The organism is Corallococcus sp. AS-1-6 (assembly GCF_020037015.1).
Classification (GTDB): Bacteria; Myxococcota; Myxococcia; order Myxococcales; family Myxococcaceae; genus Corallococcus.
This window is the reverse complement of the sequence record NZ_JAIQDE010000007.1, coordinates 104,242-130,879: the sequence shown is the minus strand read 5'-3', so window position 1 is coordinate 130,879 and position 26,638 is coordinate 104,242. Positions and strand designations below refer to the sequence as shown.

Sequence of the window (26,638 nt, the reverse complement as noted above, 5' to 3'; positions counted from 1 at the left end):
TCGAACGCGGGAATTCGCCTTGGGACGCCCCTGGAAGGCCTACTTCCTGGCCTTCTTCGCGGCCGGGAGGGACGCTGTCTTCGCGGCGGGCTTCTCCCGGGGGGCGGTCTTCTTGGACGAGGCGCCGGAGCGGGGCTCGCCCGTCTCCTCGTCATCGTCCTCGTCGTCCTCGTCCCGGTCGCGCTCCGGGGCGGCGGGCGCCTGGGCGCTCGTGGCCTCCGGGGCGGCGGGCGCCGGGACGACCAGGCTCTCGCGCGGCACCTCCACCACGATGGGGGACTGGCCGGAGCGCTGCCGGTTCTCGTCCTCCAGCGAGTAGAAGAGCTGGATCTGCGAGCCGCCCTTCATGACGAGCTCGCCCTTCTGGTTCTCCGCCCAGAGGTCGATTTCGACGAAGTAGCGGCCGCCGGAGCCGTGGCGGTCGCTCACGCGGCCCTTGCAGACCACGGTGTCGCCCGGCCACACCATCTTGATGAAGCGGACGTTGTAGCGCCGGAGCTGGCCGCCCCGGGCCCAGTCGCTGATGAGCTGGCCCAACATGCCCATGACGAGCATGCCGGGGGCGTAGACGGACGGCATGCCCACGCTCTTGGCGTAGAGCTCGTCCACGTGCACGGGGTTGTAGTCGCCGGAGGCGCCCGCGTAGCGCGACAACTGGACGCGGTCCACCGGGGCCTTGGCCAGCGCCGGCAGCTCGTCACCGACGCGGATGGATTCGAAGTAGAGCTTGCGCGCGGGCATCAGGCGTTCTCCTTGGCGGCACGCACCACGAGGGTCCGGCGGGCGCGGAAGACGAGGTTGCCCTCTTCGTCCCGGCCTTCGTCCTCGATGACCGCGATGTCCATCTTGCCGGACATGCCCGGCCGCTCGAAGACGTCCGACACGCGGGTGGACACGTAGATGCGGTCCCCCGCGAAGATGGGCCGCTCGTAGTCGAAGCCCTGCTCGGCGTGCAGCAGGCTCTTGATGCCCACCCCCAACAGCTCCCGGAGGTCCGCGGCGGAATGGAACGACGCGGGAAACGTGGGAGGCGCGACGATGGTGGGGTAGCCCGACGCGCGGGCGTACTCCTCGTCGTAGTAGATGGGATTGTAGTCGCCGATTGCCTCGGCGAAGCGCCGGATGGCGCCCTTCTCCACCTCGTTGAGCGTCGGCGGCGAGGCGCGGCCAATCGCGTTCTTATCCAGCATTTCCCTCTCCTGATGAGTCTTCAGCGGCCTGCCGGAAGCTCGAGCACCGTCAGGAGCCCGGCCTCCGCGGCCGTCAAACGTGGCGCGGCATTCACCAGCGCGTTCGCGGTGGCCCGGTCACCCGCCACTCCCCCCGGTATCTCCAGCACCAGCTTGGGATCCGCGTCGATCTCGATGCGATCCCGTGGGTTGTCCGCCCCCATCGCGATGGTCAGCTCCAGGCGGACCCGCTCCTGCCCCTCCTCCAAACCCACCACGGATTGGAACATGCCCGCGACGCGGCCTTTCTTCACGACAAATGCGCCGCCGGTGATGTCCTCCTCGGCGAACACGGGCGCGACCTCCTCCTCGAAGTCGTCGCAGTCCAGCCCCAGCCCCACCGCCGCCATCGCCGCGGACTCCACCAGCCCCACGTGGCCCAGCTCCTCGCGGTCCACCAGGTCGAAGAACTCCTCCTCCGTCAGGCCCGCGCCCACCTTGCGCTGCAGGGCCTCACGGCGCGTGCGGGCGTCCACCACCCGGCTGGCCAGCACCTTGCGCACGGGGCCGCACACCTGACCGGCGGTGGCCACCAGGCGGTCCAGCACGAAGCCCGGGTTCACGCCCGTGCCCACGATGGCGACGCCCGCCTTCTGCGCGGCGCGCTCCAGCTTGTCCGCCAGCTCCGGGTACTTGAGGTGCGGGAACGCCAGCTCCTCGCAGGTGCTGGCCACCGGCAGGCCCAGCTTCAGCGCGTCCAGGAGCTGATCCATCACCTGGGACAGCCGGGAGCTGGTGGCGTGCAGCACCACCACGCCCTTGCGGCGCCCCACGGCGCGCTCCAGCGAGTCCGCGACCTTGAAGCGCGGACCGGCCAGCCCCAGCACGTCGCCCAGGGGACGACCCACCAGGGAGGCCTGCGAGTCCACCGCGCCCATCAGCTCCACTTCGGGGGACGACAGGGCGGCCCTGGCAATTTCCTGCCCGATGAACCCCAGCCCCATCACCACCACCGGCACCGGCCCTTCAGGGGCTCTAGCCATCGGAGATTGCTCCCGAATTCCAAGGGGTTACAGCCATTTACGTCGGGTAGGAGGCCACCATAGAACACGGCTCCTCGGGCAGGCAAGCAGGACGTGGAATCCGGCGACCGCCTGTTTCGGGGAAACCTCAAGAATTCCGGCAGTTTAGCGGCACTGGAAAGCTTGGGGGGGCCTGTTTGCCCGTCTGCGGACCGGCTATAAGACTCTGAGAAAAAACGCAGCCCACTCGCTCGGAGCGTATCAGCCCATGGCCCGAATCCTCGTGGTGGACGACGACGTGCTCATCCTCGCCGCGCTGTCCCGGATCCTCCAGGCGGAGGGTTACGAGGTCGTGACGCACAGCGACCCGGTGGTGGCGGCGCGGGAGCAGGGCTTCGACGTCGTGCTGACGGACTTCATGATGCCGTACCTCAACGGCATCGAGCTGTTGTCGGCGCTGCGGGAGAAGAACCCCCGCGCGGTGCGGCTGATGCTGACGGCGGCGGCGGACTTCAAGACGGCGTCGGAGGCGGTGAACCGGGGCGAGGTCTTCCGGCTGCTGGGCAAGCCGTGGGCGCTGAGCGAGCTGACCAGCAGCGTGCGGCAGGCCATCGAGCACCACCGGCTGGTGGCGGCCAACGAGCGGCTGACGCGCGAGGTGGCGGAGAAGAACGCGGAGCTCCTGTCCATCAACGAGGGGCTGGAGCGCCGGGTCATCGAGCGCACCACGGGGCTGCTGGACGGGCTCATCAGCGCGCTGGACTACCGGGACACGGAGACGCAGTGGCACTCGCGGCGGGTGTCGCTGTACGCGCGGCGGCTGGCGCAGGAGATCGGCCTCACCGGGCCGGCGCTGGACGTGGTGGAGCAGGGCGCGCTCCTGCACGACATCGGGAAGATCGGCGTGCGGGACTCCATCCTGCTCAAGCCCGGGCCGCTCACGCCGGACGAGTGGGTGGAGATGAAGCTGCACCCGGAGTTCGGCTACCGGATGCTGGCGAAGATGCCCTACCTGCACGAGGCGGCGCTCATCGTCCTGCAGCACCAGGAGCGCTGGGACGGCAAGGGCTACCCGCTGGGGCTCCAGGGCGAGGAGATCGTCATCGGGGCGCGCATCTTCTGCCTCGTGGACACGCTGGACGCCATCACGTCCGACCGGCCCTACCGCAAGGGGCGCCCCATGAGCGTGGCGCGCGACGAGGTCCGCCGCTGCTCGGGCACGCAGTTCGACCCGATGCTCGCGGAGGCGTTCCTCGGCCTGCCGGAGACGGAGTGGGCCCGCATCCGCCGCGAGGTGGAGATGATGGAGGAGGCGGAGAGCCACCGCTGGACGGGCGCGAAGCTCGACGCGAACGGCCAGCCCATGCCCGCGCGCGCCGCCGGGGCCTGACGCGCGAGGGCCTTCGCCTCAGGGGGCGCGCGTGCCGACGATGACGTCGTCGATGACCGTGCCCTCCAGCAACGCGTCCACCACGTCCATGCCCTGGACGACCTCGCCGAAGGCCGTGTAGCGGCCGTCCAGGTGCGGCTGCGGCGAGTGGGTGAAGAAGAACTGGCTGCCGCCGGTGTCCTTGCCCGACAGCGCCATCCCCACGGTGCCCCGCGCATACGGCCGGCGCGTCATCTCGCAGCGGATGGAGTACCCGGGGCCACCCTCCCCGTCTCCGCGCGGGTCTCCGCCCTGCGCGACGAAGTCCGGCACCACGCGGTGGAAGGTGACGCCCCGGAAGTAGCCCTGCTTCGCGAGCGCCGCCAGGTTGCCGCCCGTGAGCGGCGCTTCCGGATCCAAAAGGACCTTGATGTCGCCCTTGCGCGTGCGCAGCGTGAGCGTCGTCCCGGGGGACGCGGCCGGCGGGCGGTACGTCTCCGGAGGCAGCTCCACGCGGGCGGAGCGGACGGGAGCGCCCGTGAGCGCCGTGAGGGACTCGGCCGCGACCCGGCGCACGTTCGCGTGCGGGTGGTTCAGCCATTCGCGCAGGCGGGGCTCCGCGGCCTGCCCCTGCAACGCGACGAGCGCGCCGGCCACCGCCTCCGCCAGATCCGGCTCCTTGGGGACGCGGTCGGCCAGGGCCTGCACCGCGGTCAGGGCCTCGGCGTCCTTCAGCTTGCCGGCGGCGGACGCGGCCAGCCCCGCCACCACCGCGTCCCCTCCGCCGATGAGCGCGCGGATGGGCGCCATCGCTTCGGGCACCGGGCGTTCGGAGAGCGCGTCCAGCGCGGCGCCGCGCACGATGGGGCTGACGTGGTCCAGGTAGGGCACCGCGAACGCGGCTCCAGCGGGCTGTCCCTTGGACTGCGCCACCTCGTGCAGTCCCAGCGCGAGCCATCGGGCCTCGGGGACGCGGCCGTAGCCGCACTGGCGCACCTGCTCCAGCGCGCCCTGCTGCCGGTCCATGGCCGCCGCGAAACGGCAGTCCAGCCAGGCGAGGTCCGCGTGGGCCTCCTCGGACACGGCGGCGAGGTCGGCTTCCGCCAGCGCACGCCTCAGGCGCGACAGCACCGGCCGGCCCTGGAGCGGAAGGCCCTGCTGCGCCACCGCCAGCAACACGTGGCCTTTCGCCGCCTTCCCCTCCGCCACCTGCTTCGCCAGGTGCGCCTGGCCTTCCAGTGCGCTCAGCGGCTCACAGGGCGAGCCGGCCTCGCACTTCGCGGCGAGCTTCGCCAGCGCACGCGCCACCTCCGCCGACGCGCGGGACGTGGCTTCGCCCGACATCAGGTTCAGCGCCAGCGCGTCCCGCGGGCTGCCCAGGTCGCCCAGGCTCTTCACGCACGGGGCCATCACATCCGGTATCGAACTGGCCATGCAGGAGCGGAGCGCATCCACGCCGTCCAGCCGCTTCGACGCCGCCAGGAGGTACGCCCCGGCGACGTTCACCTCGCTCCGCAAGCGGGGATCCAGCAGCGCGCGGATGGTCTCCAGGGGGACGTTCGCCACGACCGCGGGTCCGGCCTTGCGCGCAGCCACGCCCAACGCCGTCGCCGCGGCCGCGGCCCAGGGGCCATTGGCCGGAGACAGCCGGGCCGTCAGCACCTCCACGGCGCCAGGCGTGGCCAGCTTGCCCAGGGACACCAGCAGCGTGTTGTGCACCCGGGCGTAGGCTTCCGAGGCCTCGGCGCGCACCAGCGCTTCCGTGAGCGCCGTCCGTGCGGCCTCCGGGAGCGGCTCCCACGACTGCGCCAGCTCACCCGCCGCGAAGGCGGCCTCGTCGCGCACGGCATTGCGCGGCGCCGTCAGCCCGACGAGGACGGCCTCCAGCGTCTCCACGTCCTGGATGCGCGCCAGGGCCCGGAGCGCACGCACGCGCACGGCCGCTTCCGGCGCGGAGGTGGCGAGCCGCGGCAGCTCACCGCCTCCCAGCGACCGGCGGTCCTCCCAGTCCTGAATCTGGGCGATGACCTTCGAGGGCTCGACCGGGGGCGGAGGCACGTCGGGCGTCGGCACCGAGCGGACACAGGCGCTCACGAGGAGGACTCCGGCGGACACTGCGGCGGGCAGGCGGGCCATGCCCGAGGGGCTAGGTCAATTCCCCGCGAAAATCCAGGGGTTATGGCGCTGAACGGGTTTGACAGCCGCGCGCCGGGGCCGGGAAGATGCCGGGCCGTTTCCCCCCTCCCGGAGCACCGGCCCTGAACTGCCCAGGCTGCAATCGCAAGGTCGCGGAAGACACCGCCATCTGCCCCCACTGCGACCACATCATCGACGAGTCCTTCCTTGGGGGAACCGGGGATGAGGGGAACTCCGGCGGCGATGACGAGAGCACCGGCGTCCGTCCTCCGCCGCGCTCGCGGCCCCCTCCGGCCCGCGCCGCTCCGGAGCCCCGTGCACGCCCCGCCCCGGCCCGCGCCAGGACGGGCGCCCGCCCCGCCGCGCCGCCGCCGAGCGATGACGCCACCAACGTGCGGAGCATGGACGACATCGCCCGGGAGAAGGCCCAGCGCGCCGCTCCCGCCCGGGCCGGTGGCGCCGCCAAGGCCGCTCGCGCGCCGGCCCGCCGCGCCCCGGCTCCCGCCCCCGTCCAGGAGGACGAGGACGACGTGGGCGACGCGGTGGCGGATCCCTGGTCCCGCGAGGCGCGTGAGCTGGAGTCGCCGCGCTCGCCCATCGACGATCCGGAGGTCCTGCTGGACGACGCGCGCTCGTTCCTGCGCGAGTTGGAGGGCGGAGACCGCATCGCGTTCTGGGGCGCGACGCTGGTGGTGCTCTCCTGCTTCATGCCGTGGAAGGAGACGGCGGCGGACGGCGACTTCCTGGGCCTCATCAGCCTGGGGTTCATCTCCTTCCTCTTCGCCGTGGCGACCATGGTCTTCGTGGGCCTGCGGGCGCGTCAGGTGATGACCTGGGTGAACCCCATGCTGCCGTGGGGCGCGCAGATGGTCTGCAGCGTGGTGACCCTCGTCTGGTCGCTGGTGTTCCTGAAGCTGTCCTCGGACACCACGCTCGTGCCGTCGCCGCTCGGCAACTCGGAGATGATGAACTCGTCGCCGAGCATCGGCTGTTTCCTGGGCATCCTCGGCGGCGTCATCGCGGTTTTGGGCAGCCTGATGGGGCTGAAGCGCCAGGAGTAGGCCCCCACCGGTTTTTCGCTGCCGCGCCGGACGTGAGGCGGGCTACCGTCGCCCGCCACCATGTCCGACGCCACGCCCCTCTCCCGCCTCCTCGACGCGCTGGGCTCGGCCGTCGTGGGTCAGCCCCGCGTGCTGGCCGACCTGGTGACGGCCTTCCTCGCGCGCGGTCACGTGCTGCTGGAGGGCGTGCCCGGGGTCGCCAAGACGCTCACCGCGCGCAGCATGGCGGGGGCGCTGGGCCTGTCCTTCTCCCGCGTGCAGTTCACCCCGGACCTGATGCCCGCGGACATCCTGGGCACCAACGTCTTCCAGCCGCAGTCGCAGTCCTTCCGCCTGATGAAGGGCCCCGTCTTCACGGAGGTCCTGGTCGCGGATGAGATCAACCGCACGCCGCCCAAGACGCAGGCGGCGCTCCTGGAGGCCATGGAGGAGCGGCAGGTCACCATCGACGGCGTCACCCACGCGCTGCCGCCCCACTTCTTCGTCGTGGCCACGCAGAACCCGCTGGAGCTGGAGGGCACCTATCCCCTCCCCGAGGCGCAGTTGGACCGCTTCCTCATGCGCGTGCGCGTGGGCTACCCGGACGGCGACGCCGAAACGTCGCTCCTGCGCGCCTTCCATCAGCGCGAGGGCCGCCCGCCCGGCGTGTCCCGCGTGCTGGACGCGGGGACGCTGACGGAGCTGCAGGACCGCGCGGCGCGCGTCGCGTGCGACGACTCCATCCTCCAGTACGTGGTGCAGCTCGTGCGCGACACCCGCGCCCACCCCCGCGTGCGGCTGGGCGCGAGCCCCCGCGCCGCCCAGGCCCTGCTCGCGGCGGCCAAGGCGCACGCGGCGCTCCGGGGCACCGACTTCGTCACCCCGGACGACGTGAAGGCCGTGACGCCCAGCGTCCTCAACCACCGGCTCCTCCTCAAGGCCGAGGCGGAGGTGGAGGGCGTCACCGCGGACGACGTGCTGAAGCAGTTGCTCGAACGGGTGCGAGTGCCCCGGTGAGCCCAGGGCGCCCCGTCCCCAGCGGCCTCGCCGTGGCGCTGTTCGCCGGGGCGCTCGTGCCCGCCGCGCTCGCGGTGGCGAGCCCCGCCTTCGGGTGGCTGGCGCTCGCGGTGGACGTGGCCGTCCTGCTCCTGTGCGCGGTGGACTTCCTGCGCGCGCCGCAGGCCCGTGACGTCGACGCGCGCCGCGAGGTGGAGCCCATCCTCTCCTCCGGCGTGGACAACACCGTGCGCTGGGAGCTGCGCTCGCGCGCGGACGGGCCCGTGCGCGGCGAGCTGCGAGACGAGCCGCCCCTGGACGTGGAGAGCCATGGCCACCGTCAGCCCTTCACGCTGGAGCCCCACGACGCCACGCGGCTGACATACCGCGTGCACCCGCTCTCCCGGGGCGACGCGCGCTTCGGCGACGTGAACCTGCGGCTGATGGGGCCGCTGGGCCTGTGCTCACGGCAGGTGCGGCTGCCCGCGGGCCAGGACGTGAAGGTGTATCCGGACCTGCGCGCCCTGTCGCGCGAGGCGCTGACGCTGGCGCGCGCGTCGGAGGCCGTGTCCGCGCGCACGCTGCCGCGCAAGTCCGTGGAGGGCCGCGAGTTCGAATCGCTGCGCGAGTACCGCCCCGGCGACGACTACCGCCACATCGACTGGAAGTCCTCCGCGCGCCACGGCCACACGCTGGTGCGCACGTGGCAGCCGGAGCGCAACCAGCCCGTGCTGCTGCTCCTGGACTGCGGCCGTCACATGGCGGGCCGGGTGCAGGGGCGAAGGAAGCTGGACCACGCGGTGGACGCGGCGCTGCGGCTGGCGCGCGTGAGCCTGGACGCGGGCGACGTGGTGGGCGTGCTCGCGTTCGCCAGCGACGTGCGCGCCTTCCTGCCCCCGCGCAAGGGCGCGGAGCACCTGCGCCTCATCACCGAGTCCCTCTACCGCGCGGAGGCCGGCCTGGAGGAGAGCGACTACGGCCGCGCGTTCGACTTCGCCTTCGCCCGCCAGACGCGCCGCGCGCTGGTGGTGCTCTTCACCGACCTGGTGGATCCGGACGCGTCCTCCGCGCTCCTCACGCGCACGCTGGCCCTGCGCCCCCGGCACCTGCCCGTCGTCGCGTCGCTGCTGGACGAGGACCTGGAGGCCGCCGCCACGGACGTGCCCGGCGACGCGACGTCCGCCTACGCGCGGCAGGCCGCCTCCCGCATGGAGGCCGAGTACCGCCGCACCGCCACCACGCTGCGCGACGCGGGGGCCCTGGTGGTGCGCGCGCCGGCACGCGGCTTCGGCGCCGCTGCACTCAACGTGTACCTGGACGTGAAGGCGCGCGGGCGGCTCTGAGCGCTCACGGCGCATTCGTCAAGCCCTTTGAGACATTCCAGTGCTCGCGCGCGCATGCGTCGCTCCGCCGAACAGCGGGCTTGCCAATCGCGCGGAGGCCGAGTTTTCGGCCTCCGGGAGGACCCCCTTTACAGATGCCGATCGCTGCCCAGAATGGCGCGCCTCAACTGTTCGCGCGCACGCGCGCACGCTCCAAACCGGACGGGAGGCGGGACTTGGCGGAGGTCGTGAGGGGTTTGAAGCTGGAGGTCGAGGCGGACGCCGCGGCCATCGCGGCCCGCGCCGCGGAGGAGCTGGTGGAGGCGGGGCTGACGCCCTTCCACGAGCGGCTCCTCGCCGAGGAGCTGCTCGCGCGCAGCGGAGACACGCAGCAGCGGCTGGCGAACGCGCTGGCCGAGGCGAAGGTGGACCTCAACCCGCATCAGGTCGAGGCCGCGATGTTCGCGCTCGACACGCTGTCGCGCGGCGGCTGCATGCTCGCGGACGAGGTGGGCCTGGGGAAGACCATCGAGGCCGGCCTCGTCGTCGCCCAGCTCATGGCGGAGGGCAAGAACCGCATCCTCATCCTGGCCCCCGCCGTGCTGCGCGCGCAGTGGAACGCGGAGCTGCGCGAGAAGTTCGACCTGGACAGCGTCCTCGTCGACGGCCGCGATGTGAAGAAGCACAACAACTGCTTCGACCAGCCCTTCCCCGTCATCTGCTCGCACCCGTTCGCGGCGAACAAGTCCGCGCTCGTGGCGGAGATCCCCTGGGACCTGGTCATCATCGACGAGGCCCACCGCCTGCGAAACGCGCACCGGGCCAACAACAAGACGGGCCAGGCGCTGCGCGCGTCGCTCGCGGGCCGCCCCAAGCTGCTGCTCACCGCCACCCCGCTCCAGAACGACCTGATGGAGCTGTTCGGCCTGATGTCGCTCCTGGACGAGCAGATTTTGGGCCCCGAGCACGCCTTCCGCAGCCGCTACCGCGCGGACGAGGGCGGCGGCATGACGGAGGCCGCCGCTTGCGAGCTCAAGGAGCGGCTGGCCCCGGTGGTGCAGCGCACGCTGCGCCGGCAGGTGCGCGAGTACGTCCGCTACACCAACCGCCGCAGCATCGTGGAGGACTTCCACCCCTCCCCGGAGGAGCACGACCTCTACGAGAAGGTCAGCGAGTACCTGCAGCGCTCGGAGGCCGCGGCCATCGAGCCGGGCAAGAAGACGCTCTTGACGCTGTGCTACCGCAAGCTGCTGGCCTCCTCCACGTTCGCCATCGCGCCCACGCTGCGGCGGCTGTCGGAGAACCTGGAGAAGCGCCTGACGGCCGCGCGGCTGGGACAGCAGGCCCTGTCGCTCTTCGAGCCGGAAGAGGCCAAGCAGTTCGTGGAGGAAGGCGAGGAGTGGTCCGACGACCCCGCCAAGGCGCCCCAGGTCCGCACGCTGGAGCAGGAGGTCTGGGAGCTGCGGCAGTACGCGGACCTCGCGGACTCCATCCGCATCAACGCCAAGGGTGAGGCGCTCAAGCGCGCCCTGGACCGCACCTTCGCGGTGATGCGCACGCACTCCTGGCCGGAGAAGGCGCTCATCTTCACGGAGTCCAAGCGCACGCAGCAGTACCTGTTCAACCTGCTGTCGGAGCACGGCTACAAGGGGAAGATCTCCCTGCTCTCCGGCGACGCCGGCGGCACGCCCGAGGAGCGCCGGGCGCTGGTGGAGGAGTTCCGCCACAAGACGCAGATCCTCATCTGCACGGAAGCGGGCGCGGAGGGCCTCAACCTCCAGTTCTGCAACCTGGTGGTGAACTACGACCTGCCGTGGAACCCGCAGCGCGTGGAGCAGCGCATCGGCCGGTGCCACCGCTACGGCCAGCAGCGCGACGTGCTGGTGGTGAACTTCCTCAACCGGCAGAACGCGGCGGACGCGCGCCTGTTCGAGCTCCTGGAGAAGAAGCTCAACCTCTTCGACGGCGTGTTCGGCGCGTCCGACGAGATCCTGGGCGCGCTGGAGAGCGGCGTCGACTTCGAGCGGCGCGTGCTGGACATCTACCAGTCCTGCCGCGACCCGAAGGACATCAACAGCGCCTTCGACAAGCTGCGCGAGGAGCTGGAGGGCAGCATCAACCAGCGCATGACGTCGATGCGCTCGGTGGTGCTGGAGCGCTTCGACGGTGACGTGCGCCGCCGCCTGCGCGTGGCGGGAGACGCCGCCAAGGAGGTTGTTGCCAGGCGCCAGCAGGAGGCGAAGGCGCTCACCGGCTCCGTGCTGGGCAGCCGCACCTCCGGACGGCTCCAGGTGGCCAAGGCCGCCTACGCGGTGCGCGACCGCACCCAGGACACCGTCAGCTACCTGCAACTGGACGCGGCTGGCCTGCCCTCGCGGCTGGCGCGGCTGGCCGGCAGCGAGGGCTGGTGGTTCGTCTACAAGTTCGAGACCACGGGCCTGAAGCCGGAGGAGAAGCTGGTCCACCTGGTGCTGGTGAAGGACCGGGACGGCGGCTTCCGCGCCCTGCCGCTGACGGACGGGGTCCACTTCACGAAGCTCGACGCCAAGGAGGAGAAGCGGCGGCAGCCCGCGCCGGTGTCGGTCCAGCTCATGCAAGAGCAGTCGCTCATGACCGCCAAGGATGAGCTGATTCGGGCCGCGGAACGGCGCAACGCGTTGGAGCTGGACAAGGCCAAGGAGCGCGCGGACCGCTACGTCGAGGACTGCCTGATGGAGTCGCGCGAGGTGGTGGAGGCCGCCCGCCAGGCGTGGTTCGACGCGCGCAAGGAGGTGTCCGGCATCGAGGACGTCGCGGAGCGCGCGAAGGCGCGGGCGCACTCGGACCGGATGGAGCGCGACTACCGCCGCAAGCTGGCGTCGCTGCGCAACGAAGAGGAGAAGCGCTACGCCTCCAAGGACCGGCAGATGGCGGAGCTGGCGAACAAGGCGCGCGTGACGGAGAAGCGCACCCTCATCGCCTCCGCGTACTTCTGGCTGTCCTGAGGACCGCGGGCCCCGTCACAGGGGCTTGAGCCGCACCCACGTCGCGCCCCAGCCTCCGTCCGCCTCGGAGGCCGTCCGGAAGCTCTCGACCTCCGGCAGCGTGGGCAGCAGGGACTGCACGGTGCGCCGCAGCGCGCCCGTGCCCTTGCCGTGGATGATGCGCACGTCGAGCACGCCCTTCTGGCGGCAGGCCCAGAGGTACTCGGCGACGAGTTCCTTCACCTCGCGAGGCTGGAAGAGATGCAGGTCGAGGTTCCCATCGACCGGAATTTCTACCGCCCCCAGCTCCTCAGGGGTGGGTGGAGGCTCCGGCCCCTCGGGTGGCAGCGGCGGGGGTGGCTTTCGGCGTGACACCGTAGCGGGCCTCCTCCTGGCGCTGCTTCTCCTCGGCCGCCAGGCGCTGACGCTCGCGCGCCAGCCGGAACTGCTCCTTCAGGCTGGTGATCTCCCCCTTGAGCGAGGTGATGTCCTCCTTCACCGCGCGCGGGTGGCCTTCACCCACCAGGTCCACGTGATTGCCCGCACGCCTGCCCTCCGAGCCGGCGCCACCGGCGGAGGTCATCTGCATCAACAGCGCGGCCAGGGTCATCACCTTCATGGCCAATCACGTAAGCAAGCGCCGTGCTCGCGCGCAAGTCATGTTGCGTGAGCAACGCTTCGCTGGCCGCCCTCCTCCTTGTGTGACACGACGCGTTCCGCGAGCCGGACGGCGGACAGGGGAGCGCTGCCTTCCGCCTTGTTGTTGATGGTCACGAAGACGGGCCGGTCGCGCCGCACCGCGGCCATGCACACCCGGGCCAGCACGTCGCGGGTGCCCACGTCCTCGTCCACCAGCCGGTTGAAGGGCGCGTAGCGGGCGTAGGCCTCCTCGTAGCCCAGGTTCGGCGGCAGCATCCAGCGCACCACCACGGCGCGGGCCTCGAAGGCGCGCGTGAGCTTCGCCTGCCGCGCGACGGGCGGCATGTGGGCCCACACCGCGAGCACCGGGCTCACGCCCGTGTCCGCGAGCGCCTGGGCGAAGCCCTCCGTGAGCAGCTCCTCGTTGCGCACCTCCACCGCGTACAGCGGCCCCCGGGGCAGCGCGGAGAAGAACGCGTGCAACCGCTCCACGAAGCGGCCCGCGCCGCCCAGCGCCGCGGGGTCCTGCGGCGGGAACTGGAAGACGAGCGGCCCGGCCTTGTCGCCCAGCCCCTCCAGGAACGGCGCCACCACGTGGTCCACGGCGTAGGCCGCCTGGAGGAAGCGGTCATTCACCTGCCCCCGGTGCGCGCCGTACCGCTCGTGCACGGGGAAGCGCGCCAGCGTGCAGGCTTCATGCGCCTTCACCAGGAAGCGGAAGCCGTCCGGGACCTGCTGCGCGTACTCGGCGAAGGTGCTGGCCGGCACCGGCGCGTAGAAGGTCCGGTCGATGCCCACCGTGCGCAGCACCGGGTGGTGCGCGTAGGCGGCCAGGCCCTCGCGCGCCAACTGGGTCGTGCTGGCCTCATGGTCGTAGACGAGCCCGTTCCACCCCGGGAACGTCCACGACGACGTGCCCAGGTAGACGCCGCGCGGGAGCTGCTCCCCCAACATGCGCAGGCTGTCGGACGGCGCGGCGGGCCCGACCGGCTGGGTCCTGCGCCGCGACGAAGCGGGTGGCTCCTCCAGCGCGCCGGTGAAGAGGTCGAACTGCGCGGGTCGTCGCGGTGCGCTCATGCGTGCAGCTCCTCTCCCACGGAGGGGACGGCGGGGAAGCCCTGGGAGTAATCCCCGGGCCCAGGCGATGCAGCAGGTTGCCCGGATTCAGGGGGACGTTCCAGGTTTCCGGCACGCCCCCCAGGCGGACAGGCGCGCACACGGACCGTCCTCCCCTGAACGCGACGGTCTGTGATTGAACGTTTGTCCAAATGCAAACGCAGGCGTCTCGCGGTAAGCTTCTCAAAGCGAGTAATTCAGCACTACCCGTGTGAGGCTTGCACGGGGTTGCAACGGCTGGGGGGCATCATGGACTGGTCGTTGACCGCGTCGCTGCTCGCGGAGCGGGACACGCGGCCCATCGTCGTGATGGACCGGCGAGGCCGCATCGAGCTGGCGAACAGCGCGTTCACCGCGCTCCTGCGCCGGCCCCGTGAGGAGCTGCTGGGGCGCCGCTGGGCGGAGGTCTGCACGCCGCGCGAGCACGGGCGCGAGGTGGGGCGGGCGCTGCGGGCCCTCTTCACCAGCGCCGAGCCCCGGATGGAGACACAGGTGCTCACGCGCGACGGTGAGCGGCTGCCAGTGGAGCTGGACGTGGCCGCCGTGGGCCGCCCTCCCCTGCGGCTGGTGGCCATCGTCACGCGCTCGGCGCCGCCCCTCCCCGTCCCCGAGCCAGGCGCCGTTCCCGACGTGGCCGCGGCCCACGGGCCCCGAGGGGACCTGAGCTACGAAATCTCCACCGAGCTGTCGTCCTTCGGGACCCTCAAGGCGGTGTGGACCTCCGGGGAGGCGCGGCTGGAGGAGATGGTGGGCCGGCCGTGCTTCGGCGCCTTCGCGCACCGCGACGCGCCCTGCCTGGACTGTCCGCTGATGGCGGCGGCGCCCTCCTCCTGGCCGCACACCGTCGTGCGGCAGGCCGCCGGGCACGCCGAGGGCTATGAGGTCATCACCGCCACGCCCACGGGCGCCGGCACCGCGCGCGTCAGCGTGCACACCATCGGGGATGACACGCTCAGCGGCCTCTTCGAGGCGAAGGTGCGGCGCATGGCGAACGCCGCGCGGCTGTCCGAGCGGGAGGGAGATGTCTTGCGATATCTCGCGCTCGGCCGCTCGCCCACCGACATTTCGACGGTGCTAGGGATTACCGAGCGCACGGTGAAGTTCCACCAGGCCAACCTGCTCCGGAAGCTGGGCGCGGAGACCCGGTACGACCTGCTTCGCCTGTTCTTCTAAGCAGGGACCCTTCCCTCCGGGACAGGTTTCACGCCGTTGACGTTGGAGGATGCTGTGATTTCGACTCCGGAGTCCTGTGGGTCGGGGGGGCCGTTGCCCATGGGCAGCGCCGGTCAAAGCCGTATCATCAAAGACATACAGTCCGCGTGGACTTCCGTCCAGAGGGCGCCTGTCCGTGGGTGACACTCCGGGCTGGGATGACGTGATGCGGGAGTTCCTCCTGGAGTCCCGCGAGCACGTGCAGGCCATCGAGGCGACGGTGCTGGAGCTGGAGGCGCAGCCGGGCTCGCAGCCGTTGCTGGCGCAGTTGTTCCGGGCCCTGCACACGGTGAAGGGCACCTGCGGCTTCCTGGGCTTCAGCCGCCTGGAGGCGCTGATGCACGCCGCCGAGGAGATGCTCGGGCTGGCGCGCGACCGGCGCCTGGTGCTGGACCGCGAGCGCGTGTCCACGCTGCTGGCGCTGGCGGACGCGGCGCGCGGGACGCTGGAGCACATCGAGGCGACGGGGCTGGAGCCCGCGGTGGACCACTCCGCGCTGCTCGCGCGCATGGCGGGCGCGGCGGCGGGCTCCGCGCCGCTGGAGGTGTCCGAGCCCCTGGCGCCTCCGGGCGCCCTGCCCTGGCGCGGCGCCGCGACCGGGGTGGACTCCAAGCTGCGCGTGGACGTGGCGCTGCTGGACCGGTTGATGAACCTGATGGGCGAGCTGGTGCTGGCGCGCAACCGCATCCTCCAGTGCGCGGCCTCGCCCACGCCGGGCGCGGATTTGACGACCGCGTCGCAGCGGCTGGACGTCGTCACCACGCAGGTGCAGCAGGTGGTGATGAAGACGCGGCTCCAGCCGGTGGGGCAGGTGTGGAACCGCTTCCCCCGGCTGGTGCGCGAGCTGGCGCACGGGTGCGGCAAGCAGGTGCGGCTGCAATTGCAGGGCGCGGACACGGAGCTGGACAAGACGCTGGTGGAGGCGCTGCATGATCCGCTCACCCACCTGCTGCGCAACGCCGTGGACCACGGCGTGGAGACGCCCGAGCAGCGCCGCGCCGCCGGCAAGCCGCCCGTGGGGTGTCTGACGCTGAGCGCGTCGCACGAGGGCGGGCTCGTGCACCTGGGCATGTCTGACGATGGCGCGGGCATCGACGTGCAGCGCGTGCGGCAGGTCGCGGTGCAGCGGGGCCTGCTCACGGCCGACCAGGCGGCGCGGCTGCCGGACGCGGACGCGCTGATGCTCATCTTCATGCCGGGCTTCAGCACCGCGGAGCGCGTCACGTCCTTGTCCGGCCGGGGCGTGGGCATGGACGTGGTGCGCACGCAGGTGGAGCGCATTGGCGGCACCGTGGAGGTGCACAGCCGGCCCGGCCAGGGCACCACGTTCACCCTGAAGATTCCCCTCACGCTGGCCATCATCCCGGCGCTGCTCGTCACCTGCCGGGGAGACCGCTACGCGCTGCCGCAGGCCTCCCTGCGGGAGGTGGTGTTCCTGGAGCCGGCCCAGGCGCGCAGGGACATCACCCGCCTCCAGGGCGCGTGCGTGCTGCGGCTGCGCGGGGAGCTGCTGCCGCTGGTCGTGCTCGCCGCCGAGCTGGGCGTGGGGCCGGCGATGCCGGACCTGGACGAGGGCGCCACCGTCGTCGTGCTCCAGGCCGGCGAGCGCGCCTTCGGGCTGTGGGTGGACGCCATCCATGACACGGAGGAGATCGTCGTCAAGCCGCTGTGGAAGCACCTGAAGGGGCTGGCCTGCTACGCGGGCGCGACGGTGCTGGGCGACGGGCGCGTGGCGCTCATCCTGGACGCCATGGGCCTGGGCCGCCGCGTGGGCACCGTCAACGAGGCACAGGCCCAGGTCGTCATCCCGGAGGCCGCCGTGGAGGCACCGGCGCCGGAGGAGACACGCGAGCGGGTGCTGCTGTGCCGCCATGGCGCGGAGGGCCGCGTGGCGATTCCCCTGTCGCGCGTGGCCCGGCTGGAGGAGCTGCCCTCCTCGGACGTGGAGCGGCTGAGCGGCGGCATGGAGATGGCGCGCTACCACGGGCAACTGCTGCCGCTGGTGCGCGTGGCGTCCGTGCTGGAGGCGACGCCCGGCGCGACGGAGCGGATGGCACGGCAGCTCCAGGCCGCCCCGGGCGAGTCGCTGTCCGTCGTCGTCACCCAGCACGCGGACGCGCGCGTGGGGCTGGTGGTGGACGCCATCCTCGACGTCGCGGAGGTGGAGCTCGCGCTCCAGCGGGAGACGCGCCGTCCGGGCGTGCTGGGCTCCATGGTGGTGCAGGCCCGGGCCACCGAGTTCCTGGACGTGGAGGGCACCGTGCGCGCCGTGCACCCGGAGCTGCTGACAGGCGGTGCGCCATGAGCGGCCTCCGCCAACTGTGCTCGTTCCAGGTGGGCGAGCACCTGTTCGGCCTGGACATCGAGCGCGTGCAGGAGATCCTGCTGCCGCCGCCGCTCACGCGCGTCCCCGGCGCGCCGCCGGAGGTGGCGGGGCTGCTCAACCTGCGCGGGCAGATCGTCCCCGCCATCGACCTGCGCCGCCGCCTGGACCTGCCCGAAGGCACCGCCCCCGCGGACGCGCCCCACGTCGTCCTGCGCGGCGACGAGGGCGCGGTGAGCCTTCGCGTGGATGCCATTGGCGACATCCTGCCCTTCGAGCAGTCGGACCTGGCGCCGCTGCCGGACAACCTGCGCGGGCCGCTGCGCTCGCTGCTGCTGGGGGTCCACGCGCTGCCGGACCGGCTGCTGCTCGTGTTGTCCGCGGACGCGGTGGTGGACGGGCTCTCGCCCGCGTCCAGCGCTCCCGCCTCCCCTTCCTTCCCCGTGCTTGCCCAGGAGCCCCGCTGATGGCCCGCCCGACCGCGCCCGCCGTGAAAACCACTCCCTTCCAGCGCCTGGGCGGCAAGGCCCCCCTGACGGCCGCCGTGCAGAGGCTCTACGCGCGGGTCATGACGGACGCGCTGCTCAAGCCCTACTTCCGCCGCGAGGACCTGGTCGAGATTCAGCGCCAGATGGTCGCGTTCCTCACCCGGTTCCTGGGCGGAACGGCCGTCTACAAGGGCCCGTCCATGCGCGACCTGCACGCGCGCCTGGAGCTCAAGCCCCATCACTTCGAGCGCGTCACCGAGCACCTGGCCAGCGTGCTGGATGAGCTGGACGTGCCGGGCCCCGTCGCCCGCGAGGTGCTGGCGGCCGCGGGCTCGTCGCGGGATGCCGGCGTGGGCAGGCCCGTGGCGAAGGCCGCCTCGCGGACCGCCGCCGTGAAGCGTGCTCCGGCGCGCGCCTCCCGGACGGAGGGACGCCGGGTCGCCGTGGCGTCCGCGCCCGCGGGCCGGTCCTCGCGACGCCGCACGGCCACGCCGCTCGAAGGGGCGCTGAGCGAGGCCGTACTGGACGCGGCGCGGGTCAACCTGTTCGTCCTGGACGCGGACCTGGCCATCGTCTTCTCGAACGCGTCCGCGTCGGAGGCCATCGAGCGCATCAGCCAGACGGCCGCCTTCCGCGACGGCGGGGGGGACGGAGGCAGCGACTTCCTCGCCCACTTCGAGCACCAGTTGCGGCTGGAGGAGGAGCGGCTGAGCGACCCGTCGTCGCTGCCGCACGAGACCCACTTCGCGGTGGGCCCCACCCTGCTCAAGGCGCGCATCGACGGCATCGAGGGCCGGGGCGGCGCGCTCACCGGCTACGTGGTGACGTGGACGGACATCACGGACCAGCAGCGCGCGGACACGGAGATGGCTCGCCTCAGGGCCATGCTGGAGAACGCGCCCACCTGCGTGATGGTGGCGGACGTGGACCTGAAGATCGTCTACCTGAACCCCGCCTCGCGCCGGCTGTTGCAGCGCGTGGAGAAGCACCTGCCCGTCACGGCGGACCGGGTGCTGGGGTCCAGCATCGACATCTTCCACCGCGACTCGACGTACCAGCGGAAGATCCTGGCCAACGACAAGAACCTGCCGGTGCGCGCGAACATCCCCATTGGCCCGGAGACCGCGGACCTGTTGGTGACGGCGGTGTACGACGGCCAGGGCCGCTACCTGGGCCCCATGGTGACGTGGGAGCTCATCACGGAGAAGCTCGCGGTGCAGCAGCGCGAGAAGGAGCTGGACGCCACCCTGCGCGGCATCTTCCAGGAGGTGACGCAGCACTCGCAGACGCTCGCCGCGTCGTCGCAGGAGCTGTCCAGCGTGAGCCAGCAGATGGTGAGCAACGCGCAGGAGACCGCGGCGCAGGCCACCCAGGTGTCCGCCGGCGCCGAACAGGTCAGCCGCAACGTGCAGAGCGTCGCGTCCGGCATGGAGGAGGTCAACGCGAACATCCGCGAGGTGGCGCGCAACGCGAGCACCGCCGCCAAGGTGGCCGCGTCCGCGGTGAAGCTCGCGGACTCCACGTCCAGCGTCGTCGGCAAGCTGGGGACGAGCAGCCAGGAGATCGGCAAGGTCATCAAGGTCATCACCTCCATCGCGCAGCAGACGAACCTGCTGGCGCTCAACGCGACCATCGAGGCCGCGCGCGCCGGTGAGGCGGGCCGGGGCTTCGCGGTGGTGGCCAACGAGGTGAAGGAGTTGGCGCGCGAGACGGCCCGCGCCACGGAGGACATCGGCCAGAAGATCGGCAGCATCCAGGGCGACACCGAGGAGGTGGTCAACGCCATCCTGGAGATCGGCGCCACCATCGGCCGCATCAACGAGCTGCAGACGTCCATCGCCTCCTCCGTGGAGGAGCAGACGGCCACCGCGGGAGAAATCCTGCGCAACGTGGGCGAGGCCGCCAAGGGCAGCCAGCAGATCTCCGAGAACATGGCCGCCGTGGCGGAGGCCGCGCGCAGCACCACCGAGGGCGCGGGCAGCACGCAGCGTTCGGCGGTGGAGCTGGCCCACATGGCGCAGTCGCTGCAACGGCTGGTCGTGCAGGTGGACACGACCGACAAGCAGGCGCGGACGAAGTAGCGCGGACGGCGTCAGGCCCACGGAGCCACGGCACATGCGAACCGGACTGAAGCGATGGTGGGCGCTGGGCCAGGTGGCCCGTGCCTCCACGCGCATGAAGCGGGTGTCCCGGCCCCTGGACGTGGAAGAGGCTCGGCATGAGCTGGCCCAGCGGCTGTTGGGCCTGCGCGGGCTGCCCCAGAAGGTGGGCCAGGTGCTCACGCTCGCGGAGCTGGGCGCGGAGACACCGGGGTTCGGTTCGCTCGCGGAGGCGCCCTCCCCGCTCGCGCCGGAGGCCGCGCTGGCGGAGGTGTCCCGCCGGATGGGCCGTCCGTGGCGGGAGGTGTTCCAGTCGCTGGAGGGCGTGGGCATCGCCGCGTCCCTGGGCCAGGTGCACCGGGGCGTGCTGCATGACGGCCGCGCCGTGGCCGTGAAGCTGCGGCACCCGGGCATCGCGGAGGCCGTGCGGGAGGATCTGCGCGCGCTGGGGTGGCTGGCCGCGCCGGTGGGAGGCTGGCGCGGGAAGCTGGACCTTTCCGCCTACCGCCACGAGCTGGCCCGCATGCTCCAGGGCGAGCTGGACTATCACCACGAAGCCCAGTCCCTGCGGGACGCGGGCACGCGCATGGCGGACGTGCCCGGCGTCGTCATCCCCGAGCCGGTGGACGCGCTCACGCGGGAAGACCTGCTGGTGATGACCTGGGTGGAGGGCACGTCGCTGGCGGAGGGCTGGCGCTGGAGCGAAGCGGATCGCCGCGCGCTGTCCACGACGCTGGTGCGGCTGTTCCTCCACGGCTGCTTCACGTGGAGCGCGCTCCACGCGGATCCTCACCCGGGCAACTACCGCGTGTCACGGGGCCCGGACGGCAAGCCCGTGCTGGGGGTGCTCGACTTCGGTTGTGTGAAGCCATTGCCCCCGGAGCTGGCCGTGGGGCTGGGACGGTTGATTGCGCTCCTCAAGGGTCCGGGCACTCCGCCGCGCCCCGAGCAGCTCCTGTCCGCGTGGGTGATGCTGGGCTTCGCGCCGGAGCTGCTGGAGCCCATGGCGGAGGCGCTGCCCGCCGTCAGCCGCGTGCTGCTGGAGCCCTTCCTCCTGGACCGCCCCTTCCACGCGCGAAGCTGGCGGCTGGGCGCGCGGCTCACCGAGGCGCTGGGGCCGCACCGCTGGAACTTCCGCGCGGCGGGGCCCGCATCGCTCCTGTTCGTCCTGCGCGCGTTCCACGGGCTGGTCCGCCACCTGGACGTGCTGGATGCGCCCATCGCCTGGGGGCCGCTGCTGGACGAGGCCCGCGCCCCGTCGCTGCCGCCTCCTCCGTCACCGCCGGAAGTCCGGGCGGAGGGCGCCGCGCGCTACCTGAAGGTCCAGGTGACGGAGGGAGGGCACACGCGCGTCGCGCTGACCTTCCGCGCGGACGTGACGGCGCACCTGGAGGACCTGCTGCCGGAGGACCTGCCTCGAAAGCTGGCGGCGCGGGGCCTGGATCCGGTGGCCATGGGGACCGCGGCGGTCGCGGCGGGGCTGCGGCCATCGGAGTTGTTCCACCTGGACGAGGGCCAGCGGCGTGTCCGGGTCTGGCTCGAATGACACACGGACAAGGAGGTGACGGATGGTCACCATCGGCATGAACTACGAGGTGCGCGAGGGCAAGGCGGAGGCCTTCGAGCGGAAGTTCGCGCTCGTGCAGGAGGCGATGCGCGAGCTGCCGGCGCACGTGAACACGGAGCTGTTCAAGAGCGTGGGGGCGCCGGGGCGCTACCTCATCGTCTCCGAGTGGCACAGCCGCGAGGGCTTCGACGCCTTCATCGCGTCCGAGGCCTTCCACCGCGTGACGGACTGGGGCGCCAGCGCCATCCTCGCGAGCCGGCCGCGCCACGAGGTGTATGGCGAGAGGGCCTCCAGCCCCCCCGCGGGCCGCTGCCCGGTCGCGCACGCGGTGCGGTGACGCGGGTGCGAATGAACGCCATCCGGGTGCTGGTGGTGGACGACGCGGCCGTGGTGCGGCGCCAGGTGTCGCTGCTGCTGGGCGCGGCGCCGGGACTGGAGGTCGTCGCCACCGCGCCCAATGGCCGCATCGCCCTGGCGAAGGTGGAGCAGTTCCAACCCGACGTCGTGCTGTTGGACCTGGAGATGCCGGAGCTGGACGGACTGGAGACGCTGAAGCTCCTGCGCCAGCGCGCCCCGGAGCTGCCCGTGGTGATGTTCAGCGCGCTCACCGAACGCGCGGGCCTGTTGACCCTGGAGGCGCTCGCGCTGGGGGCCCGCGACTACGTGACGAAGCCCACGTCCGCGGGCGGGATGAACATCCCCCTGGAGGCCGTGCGCGACGAACTGGTGCGCAAGCTCAAGGCGCTGAACGTGCGCACGCCCTCCGCCGCGTCTCCACTGTCACCGGTGACGCGCGAGCTCCCGCTCCGGCCGAGGATGCCCGCTCGGGTGGAGGCCATCGTCGTCGGCGCGTCCACCGGGGGCCCGGGCGCGCTGGTGCGCCTGGTGTCCGCGCTGCCCGCGGACCTGCCGGTGCCGGTGTTCATCGTGCAGCACATGCCTCCCGTCTTCACCCGGCTGCTCGCGGAGCGGTTGCAGGGGGTGACGCCGCTCACCGTGCGCGAGGCGGTGCCGGGCGCATCCGTGAACGCGGGCGAGGTGTGGGTCGCTCCCGGCGACTTCCACCTGGCCGTGTGCCGGGATGCCGCGGGCGTGCGGCTGCTCACCCACCAGGGGCCGGCGGAGAACGCGTGCCGCCCGGCGGTGGACCTGCTCTTCCGCTCCGCGGCGGAGGTGTACGGCGCGGGGGTGCTGGCGGTGGTGCTCACCGGCATGGGCCAGGACGGGCTGCGCGGCTGCCGGCGCGTGAACGAGGCGGGCGGACAGGTGGTGGTGCAGGACCAGGCAAGCTGCGTCGCCGGCAGCATGCCGGGCGCGGTGGAACAGGCGGGGCTCGCGGATGCCGTGGTGCCCCTGGAGGTGCTGGCCCCGGAGCTGGCGCGGCGCGTGGATGCGCGCGGACGGAGGACCTGAGCATGTCCCTGCTTCCCGACGACTTCGCGTACCTGCGGCAGCGCGTGCTGCGCCGCTCCGGGCTCGTGCTGGAGCCCGACACGTACGCGCTGGTGGAGACGCGGCTCACGCCCCTCATGCGCGAGGAGCGGCTGCCGGACCTCTCCGCCCTGGTCGCGCGGCTGCGCACGCAACCGGAGGGAAGTCCGTTGCACCAGCGGCTGGCGGAGGCGCTGGCCAACCACGAGACGGCCTTCTTCCGCGACGCGCCCGTCTTCGAGGCCCTGCGCGCCACCGTGCTGCCGGGCCTGCTGGCGAAGCGCGTCCGCACGCGGACGCTGCGCGTCTGGTGCGCGGCGTGCGCCTACGGTCAGGAGCCCTACAGCATCGCGATGACCCTGGCCGAGGCCGGGCTGCTCATCACCGGCTGGACCGTGCGCATCCTCGCCACCGACTTCAGCACCCGCGCGCTCGTGCGGGCCAGCGAGGCCCGCTACGACGCGAAGGAGATCCACCGGGGCCTGACGCCCGAGCTGCGCCAGCGCTACTTCCGCCAGGAGCGCGACGGGTGGCGCCTGAACGAGCACGTGCGCAGGCCGGTGGAGTTCCGGCCGCTCAACCTGATGGACGACTTCCCGCTGGAGGCGCCCGTGGACCTCGTGTTCCTGCGCAACGTGATGATCTACTGGGACGTGCCCACCCGGCGCGCGGTGCTCGCCCGCGTGCGGCGGATGCTCCACGCGGACGGCTACCTGGTGCTGGGCGCCGCGGAGTCCTCGCCCCTGGTGGAGGACGGCTTCACGCGGCACCTGATTGGCCAGACGAGCTGGTACCGCCCCACGCCCGCCTCGCCCGGCGCCGGCGCGTCCGTGGCGGACGCGCCGCGAGCGCCCCGCTCCGGCGCTACACCTTGAGGCGGATGGCGCCCGGCAGGAGCGTCATGGTGCAGGGCAGCCGGCCCGGCGTCTCGCCGTCCACGTCCAGGAACACGTCGCCCGTCAGCGCCTCCGCGTGGAGCGTGCGGCAGCGCAGCCGCCGCGTGCCCTTCCAGGTGACGTGGTCGCCGTTGTAGACGCCCTTGGACTTGAGGACGAAGTCGGACAGGCCGTAGTTGGACCAGATGGTGACGTCGAAGAGGCCGTCGTGCGTCACCGCCTCCGGCGCCACGAACATGCCGCTGCCGAAGTAGCGGCCGTTGGCCACGGCCACCGCGGTGACGCTCACCGTCTCCGGCTCGCCGCCGTCCACCGTGAGGCGCACCTGCTGCTCCTGGTACTTCAGGAGCCCCTTCACGGTGCCCCACATGAAGCTCAGGTGGCCGCCCAGCGCCTTGCTGCCCTGGTTCACCTCGCGGGCCACCACCGCGCTCACGCCGAACGAGGCGATGTTGGCGAAGAAGCGCGAGGCCGGCTTGCCGTCGTTGTCGGTGAACTCCAGCCGCCCCACGTCGAAGGGCTCCGTCGTCTCCGTGCGCAGCCGCTCCAGCGCGGACGTCAGCTCCAGGTCCCACCCGAAGGTGCGGCGGAAGTCGCCGCCGGTGCCTCGGGGCAACAGCCCCAGCGTGGCCCGGGGGTTGATGACCTGCCCGTCGCGGAAGAAGCCGTTGGTGACCTCGTTGAGGGTGCCGTCGCCGCCCACCGCGACGATGCATTCATAACCGTCATCGATGGCCTGCCGCGCCAGACGCGCCGCATCCATGCCGCCGCTGGTGAAGCCGTACCCGAAGTCACCGAGCACCTTGCCCACCTGCGCGGAGATCTCCACCCATCGCTTCCCCGTCTGCCCGTTGGCGCTGCGCGGGTTGACCACGAGGAACGTCTTCATTCAGTGCCTTCTCCCTGCTGCCAGAACGGCCTGTTTACGCAATTGTGCGCCGGGGCTCCACTCCGTGACCCACGGGAGGGCCACATCGCCCGGGGTGTTTGTCACCCGGCCCCGTCCATGCTGGGCTCCCCGCCCCCCCCTTTTGCCCTGGACCCCGAGTGAAGGCCCCGTCCGCCACCGAGCAGCTCGCGCCCCACCGGGAGGCCACGCGCGCCCTGGACTGGGCGCTGCCCGCGCTCCGGGCGGACCTGGCGGCGGCGGCGCGGCAGCCCTTCCGGGAGACGGGCGCCCAGGAGGACTTCCTGCACCGGCATGACGCACCGGCCCATGAAGTCCAGGGGCCGGCGCGCACGGAGCGCTTCGAGCGGGCCCTGGCCCGGGTGCGGCGGCTCGCGGACGCGGGCGAGCCGCTGACCTTCCCCCGGATGGTGGAAGTTCAGTCGGAGCTTCTGGGCGGACCCACGGGCTTCCGCACCGGGGACGCCTTCGCGCGAGGGGGCGCCCACCGCTACGCGCACGGGCCCGGCCTGGAGGCCGCCTTCCGCGACAAGGTGGAGGCGGACGCGCGGGAGGAGCGCCACCCGGTGGCACATGCCACGCGGTTGTACCTGGACCTGTGTTTCTTCCACCCCTTCCCGGACGGCAACGCCCGCGCGGCGCGGCTGTGGCTGGAATACATGCTGCGCCGGGGCCGGCTGCCCACGCCGCCGCTGGCGCCCGTGGTGCTGTGGCCCAAGCGTCCGGGAGACGCGGCGAACTACACGCGGCTGGCGAGGCTGCTGGCCCGGACCATCGCGGGGCCGGACGCCCCGTGCCGCAACGAGGTGCCCGAATGAACAACAACGCGTCGGCCTTCACGTGGCGCCGCATCCACGACAGCCTGGATGCCTACTCATCGCAATCGCTGGCGTCCCGGCTGAGGGAGGCCCTGGCTCCCTTGCGGACCGGAAGCATCCACGCCAGCCGGCTCAAGCAGGCGAAGAACGCCGTGCAGGACCTGCTCCAGGCCGAGCTGGGGCCCTGGTACCTCGAGAGCGGCCTGCCCCTGGGCAATGAAGTGCTGGGGGGCTATTGCTGGTGTCACTCGTTCTTCAACCAGAACCCGCCACACCGGACGATGGATGTGGATGAGGACATCCAGCTCATGCTGGCCGCGCTGGACGGCGTGTATCAGGCCTCGCGCCGTCAGCTCGACGCGGCGGCCGGCGACAGGGCCCTCCGGGACGCGGCGGCGCGGGTGGCGGAGGTGGCCGTATGAGCAGACCGGCCCTGGGGCACTGGCGGCGCATCCGCGACAGCCTGGATGGGTATGAGCCGGAGAAGCTCCTCCGGATGCTGCGCGAATACCTGACGCCGCGTGTGCCCCCGGGGACGCGCAAGCTCACGGACGAGCAGCACGACACGATGGCGAAACACCTCCAGCGGATGCTCCAACAGAACCTGGGGCCCTGGTACACGGAGACGGGGCTGTCTCTGGGCAATGAGAGCTTCGGCGGCTACTGCTGGTGCCACCGCTTCTTCAGACAGAAGCCCACCCCGAACATGAGCGTGGAATACAACATCCAGCTCATCCTCGACGCGCTGGAGCGGTCGCGCGAATGGCTGTTCAAGCTGGATGCCCACTTCCAGGCGCTGAAGCGGGACCTGCCCTCGGGCCCTGACGACAATGACATCCGCACGCTGGCCCTGGCGGATGCAATCGTCACCACGATGAACCTCACCATGGACGCCACGGGCTGCGAGGAGTCCTGGTCCACCTTCGCGGACGAGGCGCTGGCCTGGATGTTCGACGCCATCGGGCTGCGCCCGGGCTATCAGGCCGGGAAGCTGATGCGGAAGCTGTTCGCCTTCGAGTCCTGGCACTCGCCGTCCACCGAGGAGCTGCGCGGTTCGGCGGAGCAGGTGGCGGCGGCCGTCGTGGAGGACGAGGGCCGCCGGCACACGCATTGACCCGGAAGGCG

General features: G+C 72.1%; 24 protein-coding genes. 16 read left to right on the top strand and 8 right to left on the bottom strand.

Annotation, left to right across the window (positions count from 1 at the left end; translation table 11 throughout):
* Positions 1 to 39: 39 nt before the first annotated feature.
* The 3 genes from K8612_RS12100 to K8612_RS12090 are packed head-to-tail and all read right to left on the bottom strand — an operon-like array spanning position 40 to position 2,212.
* The gene (locus K8612_RS12100; protein ID WP_223762375.1) at positions 40 to 741 is read right to left on the bottom strand and encodes a MaoC family dehydratase; all 702 of its coding nucleotides are present in this window, start codon (positions 739 to 741) and stop codon (positions 40 to 42) included.
* Complete coding sequence (locus K8612_RS12095) at positions 741 to 1,190, bottom strand: MaoC family dehydratase N-terminal domain-containing protein (RefSeq protein WP_014397671.1); 450 nt, start codon at positions 1,188 to 1,190, stop codon at positions 741 to 743. Before K8612_RS12095 ends, K8612_RS12100 begins: the two co-directional genes overlap by 1 nt.
* Before the next feature lie 20 nt (positions 1,191 to 1,210).
* Entirely contained in the window at positions 1,211 to 2,212 is a 1,002-nt protein-coding gene (locus tag K8612_RS12090; RefSeq protein ID WP_223741399.1) for a dihydrodipicolinate reductase, read from the bottom strand.
* A gap of 247 nt (positions 2,213 to 2,459) precedes the next feature.
* Here K8612_RS12090 and K8612_RS12085 point away from each other — a divergent pair, with 247 nt between their 5' ends.
* Complete coding sequence (locus K8612_RS12085; protein WP_223741398.1) at positions 2,460 to 3,581, top strand: HD domain-containing phosphohydrolase; 1,122 nt, start codon at positions 2,460 to 2,462, stop codon at positions 3,579 to 3,581.
* Between the two features lie 18 nt (positions 3,582 to 3,599).
* Here the strand turns inward: K8612_RS12085 and K8612_RS12080 are convergent, their stop codons facing one another.
* Complete coding sequence (locus K8612_RS12080) at positions 3,600 to 5,654, bottom strand: peptidylprolyl isomerase (protein ID WP_373692101.1); 2,055 nt, start codon at positions 5,652 to 5,654, stop codon at positions 3,600 to 3,602.
* Positions 5,655 to 5,782: 128 nt separating this feature from the next.
* On the opposite strand from K8612_RS12080, the gene K8612_RS12075 reads away from it, so the two are divergent.
* From K8612_RS12075 to K8612_RS12060, 4 genes are all read left to right on the top strand, one after another.
* Positions 5,783 to 6,757 carry a zinc ribbon domain-containing protein gene (locus K8612_RS12075; protein ID WP_223741396.1) on the top strand — a complete coding sequence of 325 codons (975 nt, stop codon included), beginning with the start codon at positions 5,783 to 5,785 and terminating at the stop codon, positions 6,755 to 6,757.
* 60 nt (positions 6,758 to 6,817) lie between these two features.
* Entirely contained in the window at positions 6,818 to 7,753 is a 936-nt protein-coding gene (locus K8612_RS12070; protein WP_223762373.1) for a MoxR family ATPase, read from the top strand.
* Positions 7,750 to 9,075 carry a DUF58 domain-containing protein gene (locus K8612_RS12065; RefSeq protein ID WP_223741394.1) on the top strand — a complete coding sequence of 442 codons (1,326 nt, stop codon included), beginning with the start codon at positions 7,750 to 7,752 and terminating at the stop codon, positions 9,073 to 9,075. Before K8612_RS12070 ends, K8612_RS12065 begins: the two co-directional genes overlap by 4 nt.
* A gap of 215 nt (positions 9,076 to 9,290) precedes the next feature.
* Positions 9,291 to 12,038, top strand: a complete 2,748-nt coding sequence (locus K8612_RS12060) for an SNF2-related protein (protein WP_223741393.1) — start codon at positions 9,291 to 9,293, stop codon at positions 12,036 to 12,038.
* A gap of 15 nt (positions 12,039 to 12,053) precedes the next feature.
* Here K8612_RS12060 and K8612_RS12055 read toward each other — a convergent pair whose 3' ends face one another.
* The 3 genes from K8612_RS12055 to K8612_RS12045 are packed head-to-tail and all read right to left on the bottom strand — an operon-like array spanning position 12,054 to position 13,733.
* Complete coding sequence (locus K8612_RS12055) at positions 12,054 to 12,392, bottom strand: Smr/MutS family protein (RefSeq protein ID WP_223762372.1); 339 nt, start codon at positions 12,390 to 12,392, stop codon at positions 12,054 to 12,056.
* Complete coding sequence (locus K8612_RS12050) at positions 12,328 to 12,636, bottom strand: hypothetical protein (RefSeq protein ID WP_223741391.1); 309 nt, start codon at positions 12,634 to 12,636, stop codon at positions 12,328 to 12,330. Before K8612_RS12050 ends, K8612_RS12055 begins: the two co-directional genes overlap by 65 nt.
* A gap of 38 nt (positions 12,637 to 12,674) precedes the next feature.
* On the bottom strand, positions 12,675 to 13,733 hold the full coding sequence (locus K8612_RS12045; protein WP_223741390.1) for a DUF72 domain-containing protein: 1,059 nt from the start codon (positions 13,731 to 13,733) through the stop codon (positions 12,675 to 12,677).
* A 288-nt stretch (positions 13,734 to 14,021) separates the two neighbouring features.
* Here K8612_RS12045 and K8612_RS12040 point away from each other — a divergent pair, with 288 nt between their 5' ends.
* From K8612_RS12040 to K8612_RS12000, 8 genes are all read left to right on the top strand, one after another.
* A complete protein-coding gene (locus K8612_RS12040) occupies positions 14,022 to 14,945 on the top strand; it encodes a PAS and helix-turn-helix domain-containing protein (RefSeq protein ID WP_223741389.1) in 924 nt (307 codons plus the stop codon).
* Between the two features lie 175 nt (positions 14,946 to 15,120).
* Positions 15,121 to 17,289 carry a chemotaxis protein CheA gene (locus K8612_RS12030; protein WP_373692100.1) on the top strand — a complete coding sequence of 723 codons (2,169 nt, stop codon included), beginning with the start codon at positions 15,121 to 15,123 and terminating at the stop codon, positions 17,287 to 17,289.
* Positions 17,286 to 17,774, top strand: a complete 489-nt coding sequence (locus K8612_RS12025; protein WP_223762371.1) for a chemotaxis protein CheW — start codon at positions 17,286 to 17,288, stop codon at positions 17,772 to 17,774. The genes K8612_RS12030 and K8612_RS12025 overlap by 4 nt, the downstream gene beginning before the upstream one ends.
* Entirely contained in the window at positions 17,774 to 19,876 is a 2,103-nt protein-coding gene (locus K8612_RS12020) for a methyl-accepting chemotaxis protein (protein WP_223762370.1), read from the top strand. Before K8612_RS12025 ends, K8612_RS12020 begins: the two co-directional genes overlap by 1 nt.
* A 34-nt stretch (positions 19,877 to 19,910) precedes the next feature.
* Complete coding sequence (locus tag K8612_RS12015; RefSeq protein WP_223762369.1) at positions 19,911 to 21,440, top strand: AarF/ABC1/UbiB kinase family protein; 1,530 nt, start codon at positions 19,911 to 19,913, stop codon at positions 21,438 to 21,440.
* Positions 21,441 to 21,462: 22 nt separating this feature from the next.
* Positions 21,463 to 21,798, top strand: a complete 336-nt coding sequence (locus tag K8612_RS12010; protein ID WP_223762368.1) for an antibiotic biosynthesis monooxygenase family protein — start codon at positions 21,463 to 21,465, stop codon at positions 21,796 to 21,798.
* A gap of 11 nt (positions 21,799 to 21,809) precedes the next feature.
* Positions 21,810 to 22,874 carry a chemotaxis-specific protein-glutamate methyltransferase CheB gene (gene cheB, locus K8612_RS12005; RefSeq protein ID WP_223762367.1) on the top strand — a complete coding sequence of 355 codons (1,065 nt, stop codon included), beginning with the start codon at positions 21,810 to 21,812 and terminating at the stop codon, positions 22,872 to 22,874.
* A gap of 2 nt (positions 22,875 to 22,876) precedes the next feature.
* Positions 22,877 to 23,767 carry a protein-glutamate O-methyltransferase CheR gene (locus K8612_RS12000; protein WP_223762366.1) on the top strand — a complete coding sequence of 297 codons (891 nt, stop codon included), beginning with the start codon at positions 22,877 to 22,879 and terminating at the stop codon, positions 23,765 to 23,767.
* On the opposite strand, the gene K8612_RS11995 is transcribed toward K8612_RS12000, so the two are convergent.
* The gene (locus K8612_RS11995; protein ID WP_223741382.1) at positions 23,757 to 24,677 is read right to left on the bottom strand and encodes a diacylglycerol kinase family protein; all 921 of its coding nucleotides are present in this window, start codon (positions 24,675 to 24,677) and stop codon (positions 23,757 to 23,759) included. The two genes, K8612_RS12000 and K8612_RS11995, sit on opposite strands and share 11 nt — an antisense overlap.
* 158 nt (positions 24,678 to 24,835) lie before the next feature.
* On the opposite strand from K8612_RS11995, the gene K8612_RS39530 reads away from it, so the two are divergent.
* Genes K8612_RS39530 through K8612_RS11980 form a run of 3 tightly spaced genes read left to right on the top strand, consistent with a single transcriptional unit; the run spans position 24,836 to position 26,627 of the window.
* The gene (locus K8612_RS39530) at positions 24,836 to 25,513 is read left to right on the top strand and encodes a Fic family protein (RefSeq protein WP_223762365.1); all 678 of its coding nucleotides are present in this window, start codon (positions 24,836 to 24,838) and stop codon (positions 25,511 to 25,513) included.
* Entirely contained in the window at positions 25,510 to 25,935 is a 426-nt protein-coding gene (locus K8612_RS11985; protein ID WP_223762364.1) for a hypothetical protein, read from the top strand. The genes K8612_RS39530 and K8612_RS11985 overlap by 4 nt, the downstream gene beginning before the upstream one ends.
* Entirely contained in the window at positions 25,932 to 26,627 is a 696-nt protein-coding gene (locus K8612_RS11980) for a hypothetical protein (RefSeq protein ID WP_223762363.1), read from the top strand. The genes K8612_RS11985 and K8612_RS11980 overlap by 4 nt, the downstream gene beginning before the upstream one ends.
* The last annotated feature ends 11 nt before the right edge of the window (positions 26,628 to 26,638 follow it).